The 19,096-nt window shown below is 66.6% G+C and carries 13 protein-coding genes; 12 read left to right on the top strand and 1 reads right to left on the bottom strand.

Features of this window, described 5'->3' with window-relative positions:
- Window positions 1-16 precede the first annotated feature (16 nt).
- The 4 genes from RUU78_RS11590 (at window position 17) to RUU78_RS11575 (ending at window position 7,100) form a co-directional block, all read left to right on the top strand.
- The gene (locus tag RUU78_RS11590) at window positions 17-1,021 is read left to right on the top strand and encodes a fumarylacetoacetate hydrolase family protein (protein WP_313916734.1); all 1,005 of its coding nucleotides are present in this window, start codon (window positions 17-19) and stop codon (window positions 1,019-1,021) included.
- A gap of 310 nt (window positions 1,022-1,331) precedes the next feature.
- Window positions 1,332-1,997, top strand: coding sequence for a maleylacetoacetate isomerase (gene maiA, locus RUU78_RS11585; RefSeq protein ID WP_313916732.1), 666 nt, complete (start codon window positions 1,332-1,334; stop codon window positions 1,995-1,997).
- Between the two features lie 205 nt (window positions 1,998-2,202).
- Window positions 2,203-4,626: a winged helix-turn-helix domain-containing protein gene (locus RUU78_RS11580; protein WP_313916730.1), complete on the top strand. Its 2,424-nt coding sequence runs from the start codon at window positions 2,203-2,205 to the stop codon at window positions 4,624-4,626.
- 149 nt (window positions 4,627-4,775) lie between these two features.
- A complete protein-coding gene (locus RUU78_RS11575; RefSeq protein ID WP_313916728.1) occupies window positions 4,776-7,100 on the top strand; it encodes a hypothetical protein in 2,325 nt (774 codons plus the stop codon).
- A gap of 254 nt (window positions 7,101-7,354) precedes the next feature.
- Here the strand turns inward: RUU78_RS11575 and RUU78_RS11570 are convergent, their stop codons facing one another.
- The gene (locus tag RUU78_RS11570) at window positions 7,355-8,467 is read right to left on the bottom strand and encodes a PilT/PilU family type 4a pilus ATPase (RefSeq protein ID WP_313916725.1); all 1,113 of its coding nucleotides are present in this window, start codon (window positions 8,465-8,467) and stop codon (window positions 7,355-7,357) included.
- Window positions 8,468-8,711: 244 nt separating this feature from the next.
- Here RUU78_RS11570 and RUU78_RS11565 point away from each other — a divergent pair, with 244 nt between their 5' ends.
- From RUU78_RS11565 to RUU78_RS11530, 8 genes are all read left to right on the top strand, one after another.
- Entirely contained in the window at window positions 8,712-8,990 is a 279-nt protein-coding gene (locus RUU78_RS11565) for a DUF4398 domain-containing protein (protein ID WP_313916723.1), read from the top strand.
- Window positions 8,987-10,042 carry an OmpA family protein gene (locus RUU78_RS11560; RefSeq protein ID WP_313916721.1) on the top strand — a complete coding sequence of 352 codons (1,056 nt, stop codon included), beginning with the start codon at window positions 8,987-8,989 and terminating at the stop codon, window positions 10,040-10,042. Before RUU78_RS11565 ends, RUU78_RS11560 begins: the two co-directional genes overlap by 4 nt.
- Window positions 10,043-10,385: 343 nt before the next feature.
- A complete protein-coding gene (locus tag RUU78_RS11555; protein ID WP_313916719.1) occupies window positions 10,386-10,610 on the top strand; it encodes a YdcH family protein in 225 nt (74 codons plus the stop codon).
- Between the two features lie 410 nt (window positions 10,611-11,020).
- The gene (locus tag RUU78_RS11550; protein ID WP_313916717.1) at window positions 11,021-12,391 is read left to right on the top strand and encodes a pyridoxal-phosphate dependent enzyme; all 1,371 of its coding nucleotides are present in this window, start codon (window positions 11,021-11,023) and stop codon (window positions 12,389-12,391) included.
- Between the two features lie 52 nt (window positions 12,392-12,443).
- The gene (locus RUU78_RS11545; RefSeq protein ID WP_313916715.1) at window positions 12,444-13,613 is read left to right on the top strand and encodes a cystathionine gamma-synthase; all 1,170 of its coding nucleotides are present in this window, start codon (window positions 12,444-12,446) and stop codon (window positions 13,611-13,613) included.
- A 30-nt stretch (window positions 13,614-13,643) separates the two neighbouring features.
- A complete protein-coding gene (locus RUU78_RS11540) occupies window positions 13,644-14,477 on the top strand; it encodes an ABC transporter permease (protein ID WP_313916713.1) in 834 nt (277 codons plus the stop codon).
- Window positions 14,467-15,822, top strand: coding sequence for an ABC transporter ATP-binding protein (locus RUU78_RS11535; RefSeq protein ID WP_313916710.1), 1,356 nt, complete (start codon window positions 14,467-14,469; stop codon window positions 15,820-15,822). Before RUU78_RS11540 ends, RUU78_RS11535 begins: the two co-directional genes overlap by 11 nt.
- A gap of 11 nt (window positions 15,823-15,833) precedes the next feature.
- Window positions 15,834-19,088 carry a glycosyltransferase family 2 protein gene (locus RUU78_RS11530; protein WP_313916708.1) on the top strand — a complete coding sequence of 1,085 codons (3,255 nt, stop codon included), beginning with the start codon at window positions 15,834-15,836 and terminating at the stop codon, window positions 19,086-19,088.
- Window positions 19,089-19,096 lie beyond the last annotated feature (8 nt).

Below are 19,096 nucleotides of genomic sequence, written 5' to 3'. Positions count from 1 at the left end.
GCGAGCGGAGCAGTAGATGAAACTCGGAAGTCTCAAGGAAGGCGGTCGCGACGGCACGCTGGTCGTGGTCAGCCGCGACCTCGGTCACGCGATCCGCGCCGACGGCATCGCGTCCACCCTGCAGCGTGCGCTGGAGGACTGGAGCAGCGTCGCGCCGCGGCTCAATGCGCTGTCCGAACAGCTCAACGCGGCCGTGGCCGGGGACGGCCTCGCCACGCTCAGCGGCGTGTTCGTGCTCGATCCGGCGCAGCTCGCCGCACCGCTGCCGCGTGCCTACGAGTTCGTCGACGGTAGCGCTTACCTGCCGCACGTCGAACGTGTACGCAAGGCGCGCAACGCCGAAGTGCCAGCCTCGTTCTACGTAGATCCACTGATGTACCAGGCGACCAGCGCGGGCTTCTACGGCCCGTGCGACCCGGTGATCGTGCCTAGCGAAGCCTACGGCATCGACCTGGAAGCCGAGATCGTCGTCATCACCGACGACGTGGCCATGGCCGTCACGCCTGAGCAGGCGGCCGCGCATATCCAGCTGATCGGTCTCGTCAACGATGTGAGCCTGCGCAACCTGATTCCCGACGAGCTCGCCAAGGGGTTCGGTTTCCTGCAGTCCAAGCCGCGCTCGGCCCTGTCGCCGGTGTTCGTGACACCGGACGAACTCGGCGCGGCGTGGCAGGACTGCAAGGTGCACTTGTCGCTGACCACGCACCTCAATGGCAACTGGTTCGGCGCGCCCGAAGCCGGCGTCGACATGCAGTTCAATTTTGCGCAGTTGATCGCCCACGCCGCCCGCACGCGGCCGCTGTCGGCCGGCACCATCGTCGGTTCGGGCACGATCGCCAATCAGGACACCTCGACCGGCGCCTCATGCCTGGCCGAGCAGCGCGTGGTCGAGACCCTGCGCGACGGCAAGGCGGCGACGCCTTTCATGCGTTTCGGCGACCGTATCCGCATCGAGATGTTCGACCACGACGGCAAGAGCATCTTCGGCGCGATCGAGCAGATCATGACCCAGCTGGCCTGACGCTCGCCGAGCACTCGCCCGCCAAAGAACATCGACACGTCGATTTTTTGCTTTTGATTCTGGAGCCCCCTTAAGTTAAGGGGGCGGCCGACGCGAAGCGTTGGCCAGGGTTGTGGGGATCTGGTGTTCGGCCCAAGGGCGGCGCTGATTGAATTGCCGCGCCGTACGGTAGTGGTCGGCCCAAGGGCGACGCTGGTTCGGCGGTCGCGCTGCCCAATTTGGCGCCGCCGCGGCAACAGAGTAGATTCGCCGCAGGCCCGGCGCGGACCGCCGGTCGTAGGCGAAAAAGCGCCTCCAGGGAGTAGCGACCATGTCGACGGAAGGCTTGCGGCTGTACAGCTATTGGCGTTCCAGTGCAGCCTATCGCGTGCGCATCGCGCTGAACCTCAAGCGGCTGCCGTACGAAATCGTCCCGGTCCACCTGACCGCCGACGGCGGCGAGCAGCATTTCCTCGATTATGTGCGCCTCAATCCGCAGGCGGTCGTGCCGACCCTGCTCGACGGTGGCCGCGTAATCCGCCAGTCGATGGCGATCATCGAATACCTCGACGAGTCCTACGAGGGCGAACTCAAGCTGCTGCCGACGAGCGCGCGCGAACGCGCGCGCGTGCGCGGTCTGGCCCAGATCGTCGCCTGCGACATCCATCCGCTCGGCAATCTGCGCGTCCTGCAATACCTGGAGCGCGAATTCAACGCGCCGACCGAGGAGCGCGAGCGCTGGTCCCGTCACTGGATCCGCGAAGGCTTCGACGCCTTCGAGGAACTGCTGCAGGAAAACCCGTCGACCGGCCAGTTCTGCGAAGGCGACGACCCCAGTCTCGCGGACCTCTGTCTTGTTCCACAGGTATACAACGCAAAACGATGGGGCGTTGACCTGTCCGACTATCCGTCGATCGTGCGCATCAACGACGAATGCCTGAAGCTGCCGGCGTTCGATCAGGCGCGACCGGAGAACCAGCCCGACGCGCCGCGGTGAACCACGGCGTCCCCCGTATCGAGCCGATGGCGAGCCCGTAGGGTCGGCACGAACGGTTGATGCGACGATGGATCGCCTTCGAGGTCATTGGTGCGTGCCGGCCCTCTCGCGGAGTTGCCGTGGTTCAGCGCGGCGCACCGCGCTTTGTCGAAAGTAGGGGGCTCGCCCGCTGCCGCACGGGCGGCGAGCGGCCATAATCGGCCGCATGGTTTACGTCTTCGACACGTGGCGAATCGATCCGGCACTGCGCGAGGCGCGTCGCGACGGTGAGCCGGTCGCGTTGCCGCGCCGCGTGTTCGATCTCGTGGTCTATCTGCTGGCGCAACGCGCGCGCGCAGTCGGTCGTGACGAACTCGTCGCTGCGGTCTGGGGCCGCGTCGACGTGGCCGATGTGCAGGTCAGCCAGTTGATTGCGCGCACGCGCCGCCTGCTTGGCGACGACGCGCAGGCGCAGGCGACGATCCGCACGGTTGCCGGTTTCGGGTATCGCTGGGTGATGCCGGTGCAGGAGCTGGACGCGGCTGCGGCTGCGGCGGACGCACGGGCGGCGGCATCGATTGAAGCGGCGGCAGTGGCTCCAGCAGGAGGCGGCGCACCCGATGTGCCTCAGGCGGCGCTGCCGACGTCGACGGTTGCTTCCGGTGCCGTTCGTCCCTTGTCGGCCGAGCCCACGCATCGCGCGCCTCTGACGCCGGTAGCCGGCCGCCCGCGCCGCGCCGCCCTGGCCGGCGTGCTCGCCGCGCTGCTGCTGCTGGCTGTCGCTGCGGCGTTGCGTGTCGCTGACCGCCGCGTCGCGGTTCGCCCTGCTTCCGAACCCACGGCCGATGTGATCGCCGTATTGCCGATGGAGCTGGATGCGTCGGCCGATGCGGGTTGGGTGCAGCTCGGGGTCATGGACCTCGTGGCTGGCCGACTGCGCGCGGCCGGTTTCGCCGTGCCACCCAGCGACAGCGTGCTGGTGGCGCTGCGCGCGCTGGAACCCGCTGCGCCCGGAGCGCAGAAGCACCTGGCGCCAGCGCGTGTCGATGCGCAGCGGCTCAATCCGATACTGGGTACGCGTCGGCTCGTGCGCGGCAGCGCGCAGCAGCTGTCGGATCGCTGGCGCGTCGTGCTGGAGGCGCCCGACGTACAAGGCCGGCCGCATCGCGTGGAAGCCGAGCGTGCCGACCCGATCGCTGCGGGCAGTCATGCCGCAGACCTGCTGCTGGCTGCGCTCGGCCATGCGAATGCACCGGAGCCGGAGTACGCAGCGGCGCCGGAGCTGGTGATCCAGCGCAGCCAGGCCGCGATTCTCGGCGGCCAGTTCGATACGGCGCAGCAAATACTCGACAGCGCGTCGCCGATTCAGCAGGCAGCGGGACACGTGCAACTGCAACTCGCGCAGATCGATTTCTACCGTGGCCGGCTCGACGCGGCCGCCCAGCGACTGGACGCCGTGCTCGCTGCCGATCCACCGGCGGAGTTGCGCGCCCGTGCGCTGGCCTCGCGCGGCATGCTGCTGCTGCGACGCGGCGACTGCAACCGCGCGGAGCAATCCTTCAGCGCCGCGCTCGCCGTGCCCAGCGCTGTGGAAGCTACCGCGCTGGCGGGTCGCGGTCTCGCGCGGAGCTGCCAGTTCGCCCATGCGACGGCCATCGACGACCTGGGTCTGGCACGGCTACGCCTGGAGGCGGCGGGTGACCGGCTCGGCGTGGCGCGCGTGGACAATTACCTCGGCGTCGCCGACGCGAATCGCGATCGGCTCGAACCGGCACTGGTCCGTTTCGAGGCGGCGCTGGCGGTGTATGAATCCTTCGGCATCGCCGATGCGCAGCGCGCGGCGCTCAGCGGACTGCTCGACGTTCACGTGCAACTGTTGCGCTGGTCGGATGCGGAACGCGATGCGGAGCGGCTCGCCGCCCTGCGTCCACACATCGCCGACGATGGCCAGCGCCAGACCCTCGACAGTGATTGCGCGCGCGTCCTCATCGGCCAGGGTCGGCACCGGGAGGCGGCCGAACTGCTCGATGCCAGCGGCATCGCCTCGGCCGAGGGCGCGGCGCGCCGCTACCTCGAAGCCGCGCGCGCCGAGCTGGCCTGGCGCCAGGGGCATCACGACGTCGCACGGGCCGCGGCGGCGCGTGCGCTGCAGGACTGGCCGCCGCGCGTCGCCGATGCGCGACGTGCGGCGATTGCCTTGCTGCTGCAGCGGGCGGGTGGTGCGCCGGCTGCCGGGTCCGCCGATACGGCCGACGAGCTGCCCAGCGCCGGCCGCGCGCTGCAGCGCCTGGCCGCGGCAGAGTCCGCGGCGGATGTCGATAGCGCCGAGATGAACTACCGCGCGGCACTCGAGCAGGCCGATGCGCTCGGCGTGCCGGCGGTCGTGGCGGCCGTCACGCAGGGCTATGCGACATGGCTGCTGCGCGCAGGCCGGCTCGACGAAGCCGCGGGGCTCAGCGGCCGCATCGCCAGTTGCAGTGCACAGGATTTCGATTGCGCGTTGCTGCGTGTCGCGCTGTTCCATGCCTGGGGCGAGCGTGACGCGTGGGCCGTCGCGCTGGCGCAAGCCCGGCTGCTGGCCGGTGAGCGGCCCATCCCGGGGGCGATGGCCCAGCCGCCGCTGGCGAGTGTGCGCAACGTCATGAATTGAGCGGGTGATAGCGGTTTTCTAGCGGTTTGCTACCGATCCGGCATGGCGCCGCGGAGCGTGGCGGCGACAGTCGCGGTTTCCGATCGTCATCGGCCCGTCATGTCAGTGCGGCGGGCGTGGCGGTCACCCTTCCGCCACGAGGCCGCCCGATGCATATCCTCTTACGCACCGCCGTTGTGTTTTCACTCGCCGCCGCCGCGCCCGCCGGTGCGGCGCCGTCCACCGCGACCGACGGCACGCTGCAACGTGTCGATTTGCACAGCGCGCCGACGAGTTGCTCGCCCGCCGGCCTGTGCCTGGACGTGACCGTCGGCCCCGCCGATGTGGCCGATCTGAATGCCTGCGCCAGCGGCACGAGCCTTTCCGCGTCGGTAGGCGACCCGATCGGCTGGTGCTATACGCTGACTAATAACTCCAGCCAGACGCTGGCCTGGCACAGCCTCAGCGACAGTCTCCACGGTAGCGTGCTGTCGCAGCGCAATGCCTCGCTCGCGCCGGGCCAGAGCCTGCGTCATGTGCGTGTCGAACGCGCCGGCGCGGTCGCTTCGGGGCCGCTCAGCGCGACCTGGACGGCCAGCGCCGCGCAGGCAGGCTACGCCGTCGACGACACGGTCGCCTTCGACTTCATCGATGCCAGCGATACGCCGGCGCTGCCGATGAGCGGCGGTTTTTCGTCCGGACGCAGCCAGGCCGTGCAACTGCCGTTTGCGTTCACGTTCTTCGGCACGACGACGGACCGCCTCTGCGTGGGCAACAACGGCGCCATCGAAGTCGGCAGCAGCGTTTGCGCCGTGCCGGGATCGCTGCTGTTTCCGTCGCCCTACCTCAACGCCGTGATCGCGCCGGTCTGGATGAGTTTCGATCCCGCTCAGGGCAGCATCCACACCAGGACCGTCGGCGAGCCCGGCCAGCGCCGTTTCGTGATCGAGTGGAAGGATTTCGCGCTCGGGTTTCCGCAGCTCTCCGGCTATACCTACGAAGTCATCATCGAGGAAGCGACCAGCGCTGTCGTCTTCCAGTACCTCACCGCCGGACCGGGCACGGGTGCCTGGGGCGAGAACGGCGAAGGCGCGGTGTCGGGCCTGCAGCAAAGTTCCGCGAGTGCTGTGGTCTATTCGCAGTTCACGCCGACGCTGACACCGGGCAAGGCGGTGCGCTTCACGCCGACCGAGCAGACCCATGAAGTCGTCGCCACGACCGTCGACTTCGACATCGGCGCGCCCCAGTTGCTATTGCCGGTTCCCGCGATGACCGCGTTCGCGGGCGTCGGAATCTCCGTGCAGCAGCCCATCGTCATCGGCAACATTGGCAACCGGACGTTGCAGTGGAGCGCCGGCGAATATCCGGCACCCGGTGCGGCGTTGCACCGTCTCGCGCCGCTGCCGCATGCCTCGGGCCATGGTCGGGCCGATGCGGGTCGCGATCCGCAGCCGCCTGTCGCGGCGGCGCGCCCGCGGCATCCGCAGTCCACGCTGGGCGACTGGCTGGTGCCGGCCTACGCAATGCACGTGATTCCTGGCGGCGGCGTGCCCTACGTGCATTTCGATCTCGGCGACACTGCGCAGATGCGAACCGTACTGGCCGACAGCGGCCAGGGACTCGAAGATCTCAGCGGCGGGGATTTCGTCGGCGACGATTTCAGCGGCCAGTACATGATCGACACCCTGATGGACCGGCTGTATCGCTTCGACACGCTGACCGGCGAACGCACGCTGATCGGCTGGCCGCAGGCGGCGAATACCGTCGCGAACGAACGCTGGTCCGGCGCCGCCTGGGACCCGTCCACAGATACCTTCTATGCGCTGACCACCGCGAACCTCGGCAACCAGGGCTGCTACTGGAGCGGGCTGTATACGATCGACGTGGGCACCGCCCATGCGCATTTCGTCGGACCGGTGGAAACCGGTGGCGACGAATGCCTCATCGATATCGCGATCGACCAGAGTGGCCAGCTCTATGCGCTCGACATCCGCACCGACGGACTGCTCCTGATCGACAAGGGCAGCGCGGCGGCGACCCGTGTCGGCTCGCTGGGCGTCAACGCGAATTTCGCGCAAAGCATCAAATTCGATCGGGCCAGCGGCGTGCTGTACTGGCTCGGCTATGCGCAGGGCCTCGGCTTCGTCGCGACCATCGATCCGCTGACCGCGCAGCCGGCCATCATCGGTCCGACGCCCGACAATCATGAGATGGCGGTGCTCGCCATTGCGACCGCGGGAGGTGACTGCACCGAGCCGCTCAACGCGACATGGCTGTCACTGTCCAACAGCGGCGGCACGATAGCACCGGGCGGTCCGGTCGGCGTCTATCCGGTGACGTTCGACGCGACGAATCTCGTCGCCGGCACCTACGAAGCCTCGATCTGCGTTTTCAGCAACGATCCGGCATATCGCACGCGCCCGGCCGTGGTGCCGGTGACGTTCACAGTGCAGGCGCCAGAGAATATCTTCGCCGACGATTTCGAGTCGCGCTGAAGGGGATTGCGTCATCTCCTCCGGTCGTTCCGGGGGAGATGTCCGATACCAGGAGAAAGACTGGAAAAGTGGCGTTGTAGCTATTTACGCAACCCGGCGCACGTCAGGTGCCTGATTTCACGCCTGCCGGAATTCCGGTGCGTCGACCCTTCCGCCCAGGATTGCCTGGGCGGAAGCGTTTCCGGGTGTCCCGGTTCGGTTCGTGGCGTCGCCGCCACTCTACTGCCGGTGCAGCCGGCAGCGGTCTGTCTGCCTCAGAACGCGGACAGGTTGAACGGGTCGTGCTCGGCGCTCGAGTTGTCGCCACCGCCTTCAGCCAGGCGGATCTTCAGCGCGAGGCCGTCGCGCGAGTCGGCCTTGGACAAGGCTTCCTCGAGTTCGATGCGGCCTTCCTTGTACAGCGTGTAGAGGGCGCGGTCGAAGGTCTGCATGCCTTCCTGCAGGCTGCGGTCCATGGCTTCCTTGATTTCGTGCACCTGGCCGCGGCGCATGAGGTCGCGGATATGCGGCGTGTTGATGAGGATCTCGACCGCCGGCATGCGGCGGCCGTCCTTGCCGACCACGAGGCGCTGCGAGATCACCGCCTTGAGGTTCAGGGCGAGGTTCATCAGGATGTTCTTGTGCGAGGGTTCCGGGAAGAAATTCAGGATGCGCTCGATCGTCTGGTCGGCGTTGTTGGAGTGCAGCGTCGCCAGGCAGATGTGGCCGGTCTCGGAAAACGCGATCGCCGCTTCCATGGTTTCCACGTCGCGGATCTCGCCGATCATGATGACGTCGGGCGCTTCGCGCATCGCGTTCTTCAGCGCTTCGTGGTAGCTGTGCGTATCCAGGCCGACTTCGCGCTGATTGACGATGGATTTCTTGTGCCGGTGCAGGTATTCGATCGGATCCTCGATCGTGAGGATGTGTCCCGACTGGCTGACGTTGCGGTGATCGATCATCGCCGCGAGCGTGGTCGACTTGCCCGAGCCGGTCGCGCCGACGACAAGGATCAGGCCGCGCGGCTCCATGATGATGTCTTTGAAGATCTGCGGCAGCTTGAGCGCATCGACGGTGGGGATCTCGCTCTTGATGGCGCGGATCACCATGCCGACTTCGCCGCGCTGCTTGAACACATTGATGCGGAAGCGACCGGCGTCCTTCACGGCGATCGCCATGTTGAGTTCAAGGTCGCGTTCGAACTGCGGTACCTGCCCCTCATCCATCAGCGAATAGGCGATCTTCTTGACCATGCCGCCGGGCAGTCCGGTGTTGCCCAAGGGGTAGAGCTTGCCTTCGACCTTGATGTTCACCGGGGCGCCAGTCGTCAGGAACATGTCCGACGCGCCTTTCTCGGTCATGAGCTTGAGAAAGTAGCCAATATCCATGCTCGCCTCGTTTACGACATGCGTGACGGCCGCCGCCGTCGTTATGCTGGGAATCCCGCTGCGGACGGGACCGCGTCACGATGCAATGATCGTGCCGAGGTAATGAAAATTGCGGATCCCCCCCCTGATTTCGGCTGGAGTTATGACACCAACGGCTCGAAAAATCCATGTACTCGCGCTGCTTTTGCTCGTCGCGTCACCGGGCTGGGCGGCACGGCCTCGCGCGCCGTTGCCGGAGCTGCAGATGGCTGCGAACGCGATGGCGCTGGCCGAGGAGGTCGGTGCGGCGACGTATGCGCCGCTGGAACTGCGCTACGCCGCCGAACAGCTCGACCAGGCGCTGCAAGTGCAGGAGAGCGGCGATACCGCGCAGGCGCGGCGGCTGCTGGAGCAGTCGCTGGTGAACAGTGACCTGGCCGTCGCGAAATCGCGTCTGGGCCGCACGCGCGAGGCCGTCCAGGTCCAGGCCGCCGCGAATGCGCGGCTGCGCAGCGACGGCGCGGCGCCGGCAGATACGCCATGAGCCGCGCACTGCTGGTCGTCCTCGCGCTGTTGCTCGCCGCCTGCGGTTCCGCGCCGCGGCGCGATCTCGACTACGACCGTCTGCACGCGAGCCTCGACGCGCTGGCGGCCGATCCCGAGCTGGCCCGCCTGGCCCTGGCCGAGCGCGCATTGGCCGAGGCGGCCGTGCGCCGGCTCGATGCCAGCAGCATCAATGCGAACGAGCATGTGCAGCTGTCCTATTTGGCCGAGCGCCGCGTCGACATCGCCTACATCGCCGCGCAGACCGAGCGCGAGCGCGCGCGGCTCGAGGCATTGCAGCGCGAGCACGCGAGCCTGCTGCTCGACGCGAGCCGGCGCGAGACCGCGGCCATGCGCGCCGAACTCGACCGTCAGCGCCAGCGCGAACTGCTGCGGCAGGAAGACGCTCAGCGCGGCGCGCTCATCAGTCCACCCGCGAGTGTTACCGCAGGGCCGGCCGTCGCAGTCCCCCCGCCGTCGACAGCGCCTGCACCCTCCCCACCGCCTGCTGCCACGATCGCACCGCTGACGTCGGCACCCGTCGCCTCTGCGTCCGACGCCGACGCGGAACGCACGTCCGTGCCGGCGCCGGGTGCCGTCGCGCCCACCCCCGCCGTTACGGGTGCGACCGTGGCGCCCGCCGAGTCCGGCGCCTCGACACTGGCCCAGCGTCTGGCCGCGCTCGTGCCCGAATACGGTGCCGATGGTCGTCAGATGACGCTGGAAGACCTGGTCTTCGAACCGGGCACGGCCACCTTCGCAGCCGAAGCCCCTATCGGCATCGCGCGCGTCGCCGCCTGGCTCGCGGCCGAGCCGACGCTGGGCGTGCGCATCGCGGGCCATACCGATGCGACCGGCAGTCCTGAGGCGAATCGCAATCTGTCCCTGCGGCGTGCCGAAGCGGTCCGCGATGCGCTGGTCGAGCGCGGCGTCGCGCCGTCGCGCATCGCGGTCACGGGGGAAGGTGCGGCAGTGCCGGTGGCGTCGAACGACGATGCGGCCGGACGCGCGCGCAACCGGCGCGTCGTGGTGCGCCTGGGTGGCGGCGCCTGAATCGGGCAAATTTCGGCCTCGCCGGCTGTGCCAACGCCTGGCCGCCGACGCCTAACGGAATGCTAATAAATGCGTGTAGCCGCCGTTTGCGCGCGATCCTGCAATGGAGTAGGGTGACTCCGCAGCCGCCCGGCCTACGCGGTACGGCTGCCGAATCCATGCAGACCAGCGCATCGCCGACGTCAGATTCCGATTCACACCACCATCGACCGATGGTGGCGACGCGCGCGACAGACAACGCCCCTTCCGCTTCACTTCAGTTTTCCGCACGGCTTCCCTGTCTGCGCCCGCACGGCGCGGTCGGTGTCGGCGTGCGTCTTACACAACGAGAGGAGAACGGCTGATGTTCGAGAATCACCAGAAATCCGAGATCGACGCATTGCTCAAGTCGAGCACCGAATTCCGCAGCCTGTACCAGCGACACCAGGAACTCGACAGCAAGTTGCGCGACGCCGACCTCGGAGTGCTGCCGATGGACGACACGACACTGCATTCGCTGAAGAAGGAAAAGCTGCGGGCCAAGGACCGCCTCGTCCACATCTTCGAACACCGCGAAGGCGCGCACTGAGCGCGACACCGTCCCGGCGCCCCCTGCGCCACGCTGATTCCCGACCCCTCGTGCCGCGACGACGGCAAGAGGGGTCAGTTGTTTCCGGGCTGCGCTTTTCCGCAACGTGTGCGGCTCTGTAGAGGAGCGCGGCAGGTGCCACGCGTTCCTCACTCCTCCCCACTCGTTACCCGACGAACGACCGCTGCCCGACAGCCCAAGCCAACAGCTCCGGCCGGCGCGGCACCATCGCCGTGCCCGGCACATGGGCCGGCGGCCGTAGCGATGCGAGGGACGGATCCCCCCGGCAGCGCGCCGGCTTGCGGGTGTCACGGCGGCCTGCGTCGCGGTACGCCGGGCCAGTCGGTTATGATCGCGCCCCCTGAAACAATGGCGTACCGGGCCAGCGGCGCGGTACCGGCGAGAGCCCAATGACCATCCATCAAAGCGTGCTGGAGCTGATCGGGCAGACCCCGATGGTGAAAGCACAACGCCTCGATACCGGCTGCTGCGAGCTGTTCCTCAAGCTGGAAAACATGAATCCCGGCGGCTCCATCAAGGACCGCATCGGCCTGAGCATGATCGAGGCAGCCGAGCGCGCCGGTCACATCAAGCCTGGCGACACGCTCGTCGAAGGCACCGCTGGCAATACCGGCATCGGCCTCGCTCTCGTCGCGCAGCAGAAGGGCTACCAGCTCATCCTCGTCGTGCCGGACAAGATGAGCCGAGAAAAGATCTTCAATCTCAAGGCCATGGGCGCCGAGGTCGTGCTGACCCGCTCGGACGTGGCCAAGGGACACCCGCAGTACTACCAGGACATGGCCGAACGGCTGGCCCGTGAAACACCGGGCGCGTATTTCATCAACCAGTTCGGCAATCCCGACAACCCGCTGGCACACGAGACCGGCACCGGGCCGGAAATCCTGGCCCAGATGGACGGCCGGCTCGACGCCATCGTGTTCGGCTGCGGCTCGTCCGGCACGATGACCGGGCTGTCGCGCTGCTTCGCCGAAAGGGCGCCGGACGTCGAATTCATCCTGGCCGATCCGGTCGGCTCGATCCTGACCCAGTACATCAACGAAGGCACGCTCTCGACCAAGAGCGCATCGTGGATGGTCGAGGGCATCGGCGAGGACTTCCTGCCGCCGATCAGCGATTTCACGCGCGTCACGAAGGCGTATGCGATCAGCGACAAGGAGAGTTTTCTGACCGGCCGCGAGCTGCTCGAGAAGGAAGGCATCCTCGGCGGCTCGTCCAGCGGCACGCTGCTCGCCGCTGCGCTGCGCTACTGCCGCGAGCAGACCACGCCCAAGCGCGTCGTCGTGTTCGTTTGCGATACCGGCAACAAGTACCTGTCGAAGATGTACAACGACTACTGGATGCTGGACAACGGCTTCCTCGAGCGCAGCAGCTACGGCGACCTGCGCGACCTGATCATGCGGCCGTACGCGGCGCACGATACCGTTGTCATCGGGCCGAGCGATCCGCTGACCATGGCCTACCAGCGCATGAAGCTCTACGAGATCTCGCAGCTGCCGGTCATGGACGGCGAGAAGATCGTCGGCATCGTCGACGAGTCCGACGTGCTCATGCATGTGCATTCCGACGAGGCGCGCTTCCGCGATCCGGTGTCGACCGCGATGGTGTCCAAGCTCGACGTGCTCGACGTCAGCGCGACGATCGAGCAACTGCTGCCGGTGTTCGATCGCGGCCATGTCGCCATCGTGATGGAGAGCGACCGCTTCCTCGGCCTGATCACGCGCATCGACCTGCTCAACTTCCTGCGTCGCCGCGTGCAGTGACGCGGCGGCTTTCCTTTTCTACTTCCGTTGCGGCGGAAATCGGCGAATCCCCATGAGTTCTTCCTCGAAGCAGCACGGCCTCGGCACGCGCGCGATCCATGCGGGCCAGTCGCCCGACCCGACCACCGGTGCGGTGATGACACCGATCTACGCGACGTCCACGTACGTGCAGTCGAGCCCCGGCGTGCACCAGGGCTTCGAGTATTCGCGTTCGCACAACCCGACGCGCTTCGCCTATGAACGGTGTGTCGCCGACCTCGAGGGCGGCCGCAACGGCTATGCCTTCGCGTCCGGCCTCGCGGCGACGGCGACCGTGCTCGACGTGCTCGACAGCGGCAGCCACGTCATCGCGATGGACGACGTCTACGGCGGCACGTATCGCCTGTTCGAACGCGTGCGCCGGCGCTCCGCGGGACTCGACTTCAGCTGGGTCGACCTCAACGACCGCGCCGCGCTCGAGGCGGCGGTGCGGCCGGAAACCAAACTGATCTGGATCGAGACGCCGACCAATCCGCTGCTCAAGATCGTCGACATCGCCGCGATCGCCGAATTCGCGCGCGCGCGCGGCATCCTCGTCGGCGTGGACAACACCTTCGCCACGCCGATGCTGCAGCGCCCGCTCGAACTCGGCGCGCATCTGGTCATGCATTCGGCGACCAAGTACCTCAACGGCCACTCCGACATCGTTGGCGGCATGATCGTCGTCGGCGACGACGCGGAACTCGCCGAGAAGATGACCTTCCTGCAGAACGCCGTGGGCGGTGTGCAGGGACCGTTCGATTCCTTCCTGGCCCTGCGCGGCCTCAAGACCCTGCACCTGCGCATGCGCGCGCACTGCGCCGCGGCGCAGGAACTGGCCGGCTGGCTCGCCACGCATCCCAAGGTGGAAAAAGTCATTTATCCGGGTCTGCCACAGCATCCTCAGCATGCATTGGCCAAGCGCCAGATGAGCGGCTTCGGCGGCATGCTCAGCATCTACGTCAAGGGCGGCTTCGACGGCGCGCGGCGCATGATGGAACACTGCGAGCTGTTCGCGGTGGCCGAATCGCTCGGCGGCGTGGAAAGCCTGATCAATCATCCGGCGGTCATGACGCACGCCTCGGTGCCGGCCGAAAACCGCGCGCGGCTGGGCATCCACGACAACCTCGTGCGCCTGTCGGTCGGTGTCGAGGATGTCGCCGACCTGCGCGCCGAGCTGGATGCGGCGCTTGCGGCGGCCTGATCGCGGGCCGCGGTACAGAAGGCCGATGCCATGAATGAACGTCGTGCCAGTGAACTCGTCGCGGTACTGGCCGAACCGTTCTCGGCATTCGGTCGGCATGCCTCGCTGACGCGCGAACTGACCAAGCGCGACATATTGGGCCGCTATCGCGGGGCGAGCTTCGGGTTGCTGTGGGCGATCCTCAGTCCGTTCCTGATGCTGCTGATCTACGCGGTAGCGTTCGGCTCGATCTTCAAGAGCCGCTGGCCGCAGCAGGTCGAGGGCGGCCCCAGCTACGCACTGATCATGTTTGCCGGTCTGATCGTGCACGGCTTTTTTACGGAGTGCCTGAGTCGCGCGCCTGGCCTGATCGTCGGCAACGCGAATTACGTCAAGCGCGTTGTGTTTCCGCTGGAAATCCTGCCATGGCCCATGGTGATGTCGGCGTTTTTCCATGCCGGGGTCAGCATGTTCGTGCTTCTCGGGCTTCAGCTCATCCAGGTCGGGCCGCCGCCGTGGACATTTGTGTTCTTTCCGCTGGTGCTGGCGCCCCTCGCGCTACTGTGTGCTGCGATAGGCTGGCTGTTCGCTTCGCTTGCGGTCTACTTGCGCGATATCAGCCAGATCACCGGCGTGTTGTCTGCGGCCATGCTCTTTCTTTCTTCGGCGCTGGTGCCGGTCGAGGTCATCTCGACGGACTACCAGTTCCTGTTCCGCATGAATCCGCTGACGTTCATCATTGACCAGATGCGTGACGTCACGCTGTGGGGAGTGATGCCGGACTGGATCGGTCTTGGGGCCTACGCCGCGGTCAGCCTGATGATCTGCTTCCTGTGCTACGGCTGGTTCCGTGCCACGCGATCGGGGTTTGCCGATGTCCTCTGAAGTGGCCATTCGCGTCGAGAATGTGGCCAAGTCCTTCGCGATCTACGAGCGTCCGTACCATCGCCTGTTGCAGCAGCTGTTTCCGAACGCCAGGCGCGGCTGGCACCGCGAGTTCCACGCCCTGCGTGACGTCAGCTTCGAGGTACGGCGCGGCGACACCGTCGGCATCGTCGGGCGCAACGGCTCCGGCAAGTCCACTTTGCTGCAACTGATCTGCGGCACGATGTCGCCAACGTCGGGCCGCATCGAAGTCAATGGCCGCATCGCGGCGCTGCTGGAGCTCGGCGCGGGTTTCAATCCGGAATTCACCGGTCGCGAGAACGTCTTCCTCAACGGTACTGTGCTCGGCCTGAGCCGCGACGACATCGAAGGCCGCTTCGACGCTATCGCCGCGTTCGCCGACATCGGTGATTTCATCGAGCAGCCGGTGAAAAGCTATTCGAGCGGCATGTACGTGCGCCTTGCCTTCGCGGTGGCGATCAATGTCACGCCGGATATCCTCGTGGTCGACGAGGCGCTGTCCGTCGGCGACGAGGCGTTCCAGCGCAAGTGCTTCGCGCGGATCCAGCGAATGCGCGACGACGGCGCCACCGTGCTGTTCGTGTCGCACGGCGCCGGTACCGTACTGGAATTGTGCAATCGTGCCATCCTGCTCGATCGTGGCGACTGCCTGGCCGATGGCGCACCGCGCCAGGTCATCAGCCGCTATCAGCAACTGCTGTATGCGCCGGCGGAACGCCAGGCCGAGCTGCGCGATGCGATCCGCAATGATGTCGAGATCGTCGTCGCGCCGGCCGCCGGGGATGACTCCGCCGCGGAAGCGCCCGACGACGCCTACCTGGATCCGGGCCTGCAATCGCAAAGCGCCGTCGTCTACCCGTCGCGCGGCGCGCAGATCATCGATCCCCACATCGAGACGCTAGCGGGAAGGCGAGTCAATGTGCTGCGCCCGGGTGGCGTCTTCGTCTACACGTTTCGCGTTGCGTTCGAGCAAGCGGCAGCGTGCGTGCGTTTCGGCATGTTGATCAAGACCACGACGGGCGTGGAGCTGGCTGGCGGTGTGTCCGCTCTGGCCTACGACGCTTTGCCGTGCGTGGAGGCGGGACAGGAGTTCGTTGCGCAGTTTCAGTTCCGCTGCCTGCTGGCTCCGGGGACGTATTTCGCAAATGCCGGTGTCCTCGGCCGGGACGGGGAAACTGAGCAGTTCCTGGATCGGCGCGTCGACGTCGCGATGTTCCGCGTCATGCCCGACACCGCGCGGCTGGCTACCGCGTACGTCGATCTCGACATGCGCTCGACCGTGCACGCGACGGCGGTGCCCGGCAATGAAACGTATTCGGGGTAGGGGGGAGACGCATGGAAGTCACCGACATCGTGTCCAAGCTGTATCTGCCGGAGGAAGGCGGCGGATACAGCGAAGACTGCGCTTTGACCGTGGTCGCGGAGGCTGTCGACGGCGCGCGCGTCCGCGTGCGGTTCCGCTTCGACGTGGAGCGCGTGCTGAGCCGTGTCCGCTTCGATCCGGTCGCTTCGCCGGGCGTCGGCCAGCTGCATCGCGTCGAATGGCGGGTCGAGAATGCTGCCGGCACGCACACGGCGAGCTACGCCGCGGAGGAACTGCGCGACGTGGCGCGCGTGTCGTATGGCGTCGAGCTGCCGCCGGACCGTGCCGGAGGCCTCGCGTTCTGGGCAGTCAATGGCGATCCGCAGTTGGAATTGCTCTGGCCTGAGGCGCTGTGCGGCGCGGACTGTGCGGTCGAACTCGTGCTTCACTGGTCGTTCGATCCGGTCGAGCCGGAGGAGAACGATGTGCTGACGCGTGCGCTGCTCGACCAGCTCGGGTTCGAAACGCAGCAGGGCGAGGTTCCACCGCCGCCTCCGACAGTGGAGGAGCGGATAAGCCAGATCGCCGGGCGGGTGCTGGCCCTGGCTGACGGCCAGGGCGCGACGGCACGCGGCCAGGCCGAACTCGACCAGCGCACGGCCGACCTTCGTGCGAAACTGGACATGTTGCAAAATCAACATATTGCCGTGTGCGGCACGCTCGGCGATGCCGTTTCGGCGCAGGACGAGCAGGCCGACGAGATCGCGCGTCTGCGCGAGTCTCAGCAGTCGCTCGAAGAACAACTCGTGGCGGCGCAGGCGCAGGCGCAGGAGCGACTGCTCGCCGCCGAACAGGCACTGGGCATGCTCGGGCCGCTGCAGGATCGACTGATTCGCGTCGAGCAGCACAGCCCCGAAAATATTGCGCTGCGGAAGCGTGAGCGCACGCACCGCCGCCTGCTGCACTGGCGTCGGCAGACGCTGGCCTGGACGGACCTGGTGCACCGCTATCGTCTGGTCTGTGATCCGCTCGGCGACTTGACCCTGCTCGGAGGCGGCGAGCCGGCGCACTGGAAGGGGACCGGCTCGGACCCGCGCTTCCTCGTGCGCTGGGGCGGACGCGCCGGACCAACCTCGGGCTGGTACCTGTTCGACGCGCACTGCCGTTCGATCGCGGGCGGGTTCGCCGATCCATGCCTGTACGTCGATTACGGTGACGGCATGACCGAAGAGGCAAGGATTCCGCTGTCACTCGATGTGACCGTCGCCCGCCAGACCTGCCTGATCAAGTTCGACCGCGACCTGATAGGCCTGCGTTTCGATCCGTCCAAGCATCCGTGCGAGTTCGAGCTGGGCAGAGCGACACTGCGCAAGCTCAGCCGCGTCGAGGCGGCAGCGCGGATGGCGGTGATGGGTCTGCGGCCGATCCGGCAGTCGCCGGCGGCCATTCGCCGCGCGATCAAGGACGCATGGAATGTATTCCGTCGTGAAGGATTCCGTGGCGTGGAACAACGGCTGCGCCAGGTCGGCGAAGCCAGCGCCGGACGCTTCGACTACGAAAAGTGGGCGCGTTGCTACGACATGTTCGGCGAGGCGGATCGCGAACGTGCGCAGGTTCTCATCGCTGCGATGCCTCGCCGCCCGAAGTTCTCGATCGTGATGCCGGTCTACAACACGCCAGAGCAATGGCTGGAGCTGTGCATACAGAGCGTGATCGGCCAGTTCTATACGAATTGGGAATTGTGCATCGCCGACGATGCCTCGACGCAGCCGCACGTGCGCGCGATGCTGCAGCGCTATGCGGCGCAGGACTCGCGCATCAAGGTCTGTTTTCGCGAAAACAACGGTCATATCGTGCACGCAAGCAATTCCGCGCTGGAACTTGCTGATGGCGAGTACATCGTGCTGCTCGATCATGACGACGAACTGGCGCCACATGCCCTGTTCATGTGTGCGCACGCGCTGAATGAGCGGCCGCAGCTCAAGCTGATCTACAGCGACGAAGACAAGATCGATGAGCAAGGCCGCCGATTCGATCCGTATTTCAAGCCGGACTGGAATCCCGACCTGTTTCGCAGCCAGAACATGATCAGCCACCTCGGCGTGTATTCGGCGGAGCTCGTGCGAGCGGTCGGTGGGTTCCGTCCTGGCTTCGAAGGCAGTCAGGACTACGATCTCGCACTACGCTGTATCGAGACGCTGCAGGCGCAGGAAATCGGTCATGTCCCGCATGTGCTGTATCACTGGCGCGCGATCCCCGGCTCGACGGCGTTGACGTCCGATGCCAAGAGCTACGCGCGCTCGGCCGGTGTGCTTGCGCTCGAGTCGCACTTTGCCCGCCGCGGGATTGCCGCGAGCGTGGAGGAGACCACCGGTGGCAACTATCGCGTCACGTATCCGCTGCCGGCGGAGCCGCTTCCGCTCGTGAGCCTCGTCATACCGACGCGCGACCGGGTCGACCTGCTGCGTGTCTGCGTCGACGGCCTGCTGAACGGCACGGATTATCCAAATCTCGAAATCATCATTGCCAACAACCAGTCGAGCGAAGCAGAAACGCTGATCTACTTCGAGCAGCTGCGCAGCGACCCGCGCGTGCGCGTGGTCGATTACGACGAGCCGTTCAGCTTTTCGGGCATCAACAATTACGCCGTTGCCCAGGCACGTGGCGAGATCATTGGCCTGATCAACAACGATATCGAAGTGATCGAGCCAGGCTGGCTGCGCGAGATGGTCAGCCATGCAGTGCGCCCGGAAATCGGGGCGGTGGGCGCGATGCTGTACTTCCCCGACGATCGCATCCAGCACGCCGGCGTGATTCTCGGTCTGGGCGGTATCGCCGGGCATGCCTACCTGTGCAAGCCGCGCAACTCCCAGGGCCAGATGAACCGCGCCTGCGTAGTGCAGAATCTCTCCTGCGTGACGGCCGCCTGCCTGCTGCTGCGCAAGTCGGTTTACGACGAGGTGCACGGACTGGACGAGGGCCTGCGCGTCGCGTTCAACGACACTGACTTCTGCCTGCGCATCCGCGAAGCGGGCTATCGCAATCTCTGGTCGCCCTGGGCGCAGCTCTATCACCACGAATCCGCGTCGCGCGGCCAGGAAGATTCGCCGGAAAAGCTGGCGCGCTTCAATGGCGAAGTCGATTTCATGCGCAAGCGATGGGGCGACATGATCGAGCAAGACCCCGCCTACAATCCGAATCTGTCGCTCACGATCGAATCGTTCGCCCTGTCCTGGCCGCCGCGCGTGGTCTATCCGTTCCGCGCCGGCGTGCTGGCGGCGCAGTAGTAGGGGCT

This window comes from Tahibacter sp. (genome assembly GCF_032229445.1).
Taxonomy (GTDB): domain Bacteria; phylum Pseudomonadota; class Gammaproteobacteria; order Xanthomonadales; family Rhodanobacteraceae; genus Tahibacter.
The sequence above is the reverse complement of the archived record's forward strand: the minus strand, read 5'-3'. Positions and strand labels throughout refer to the sequence as shown.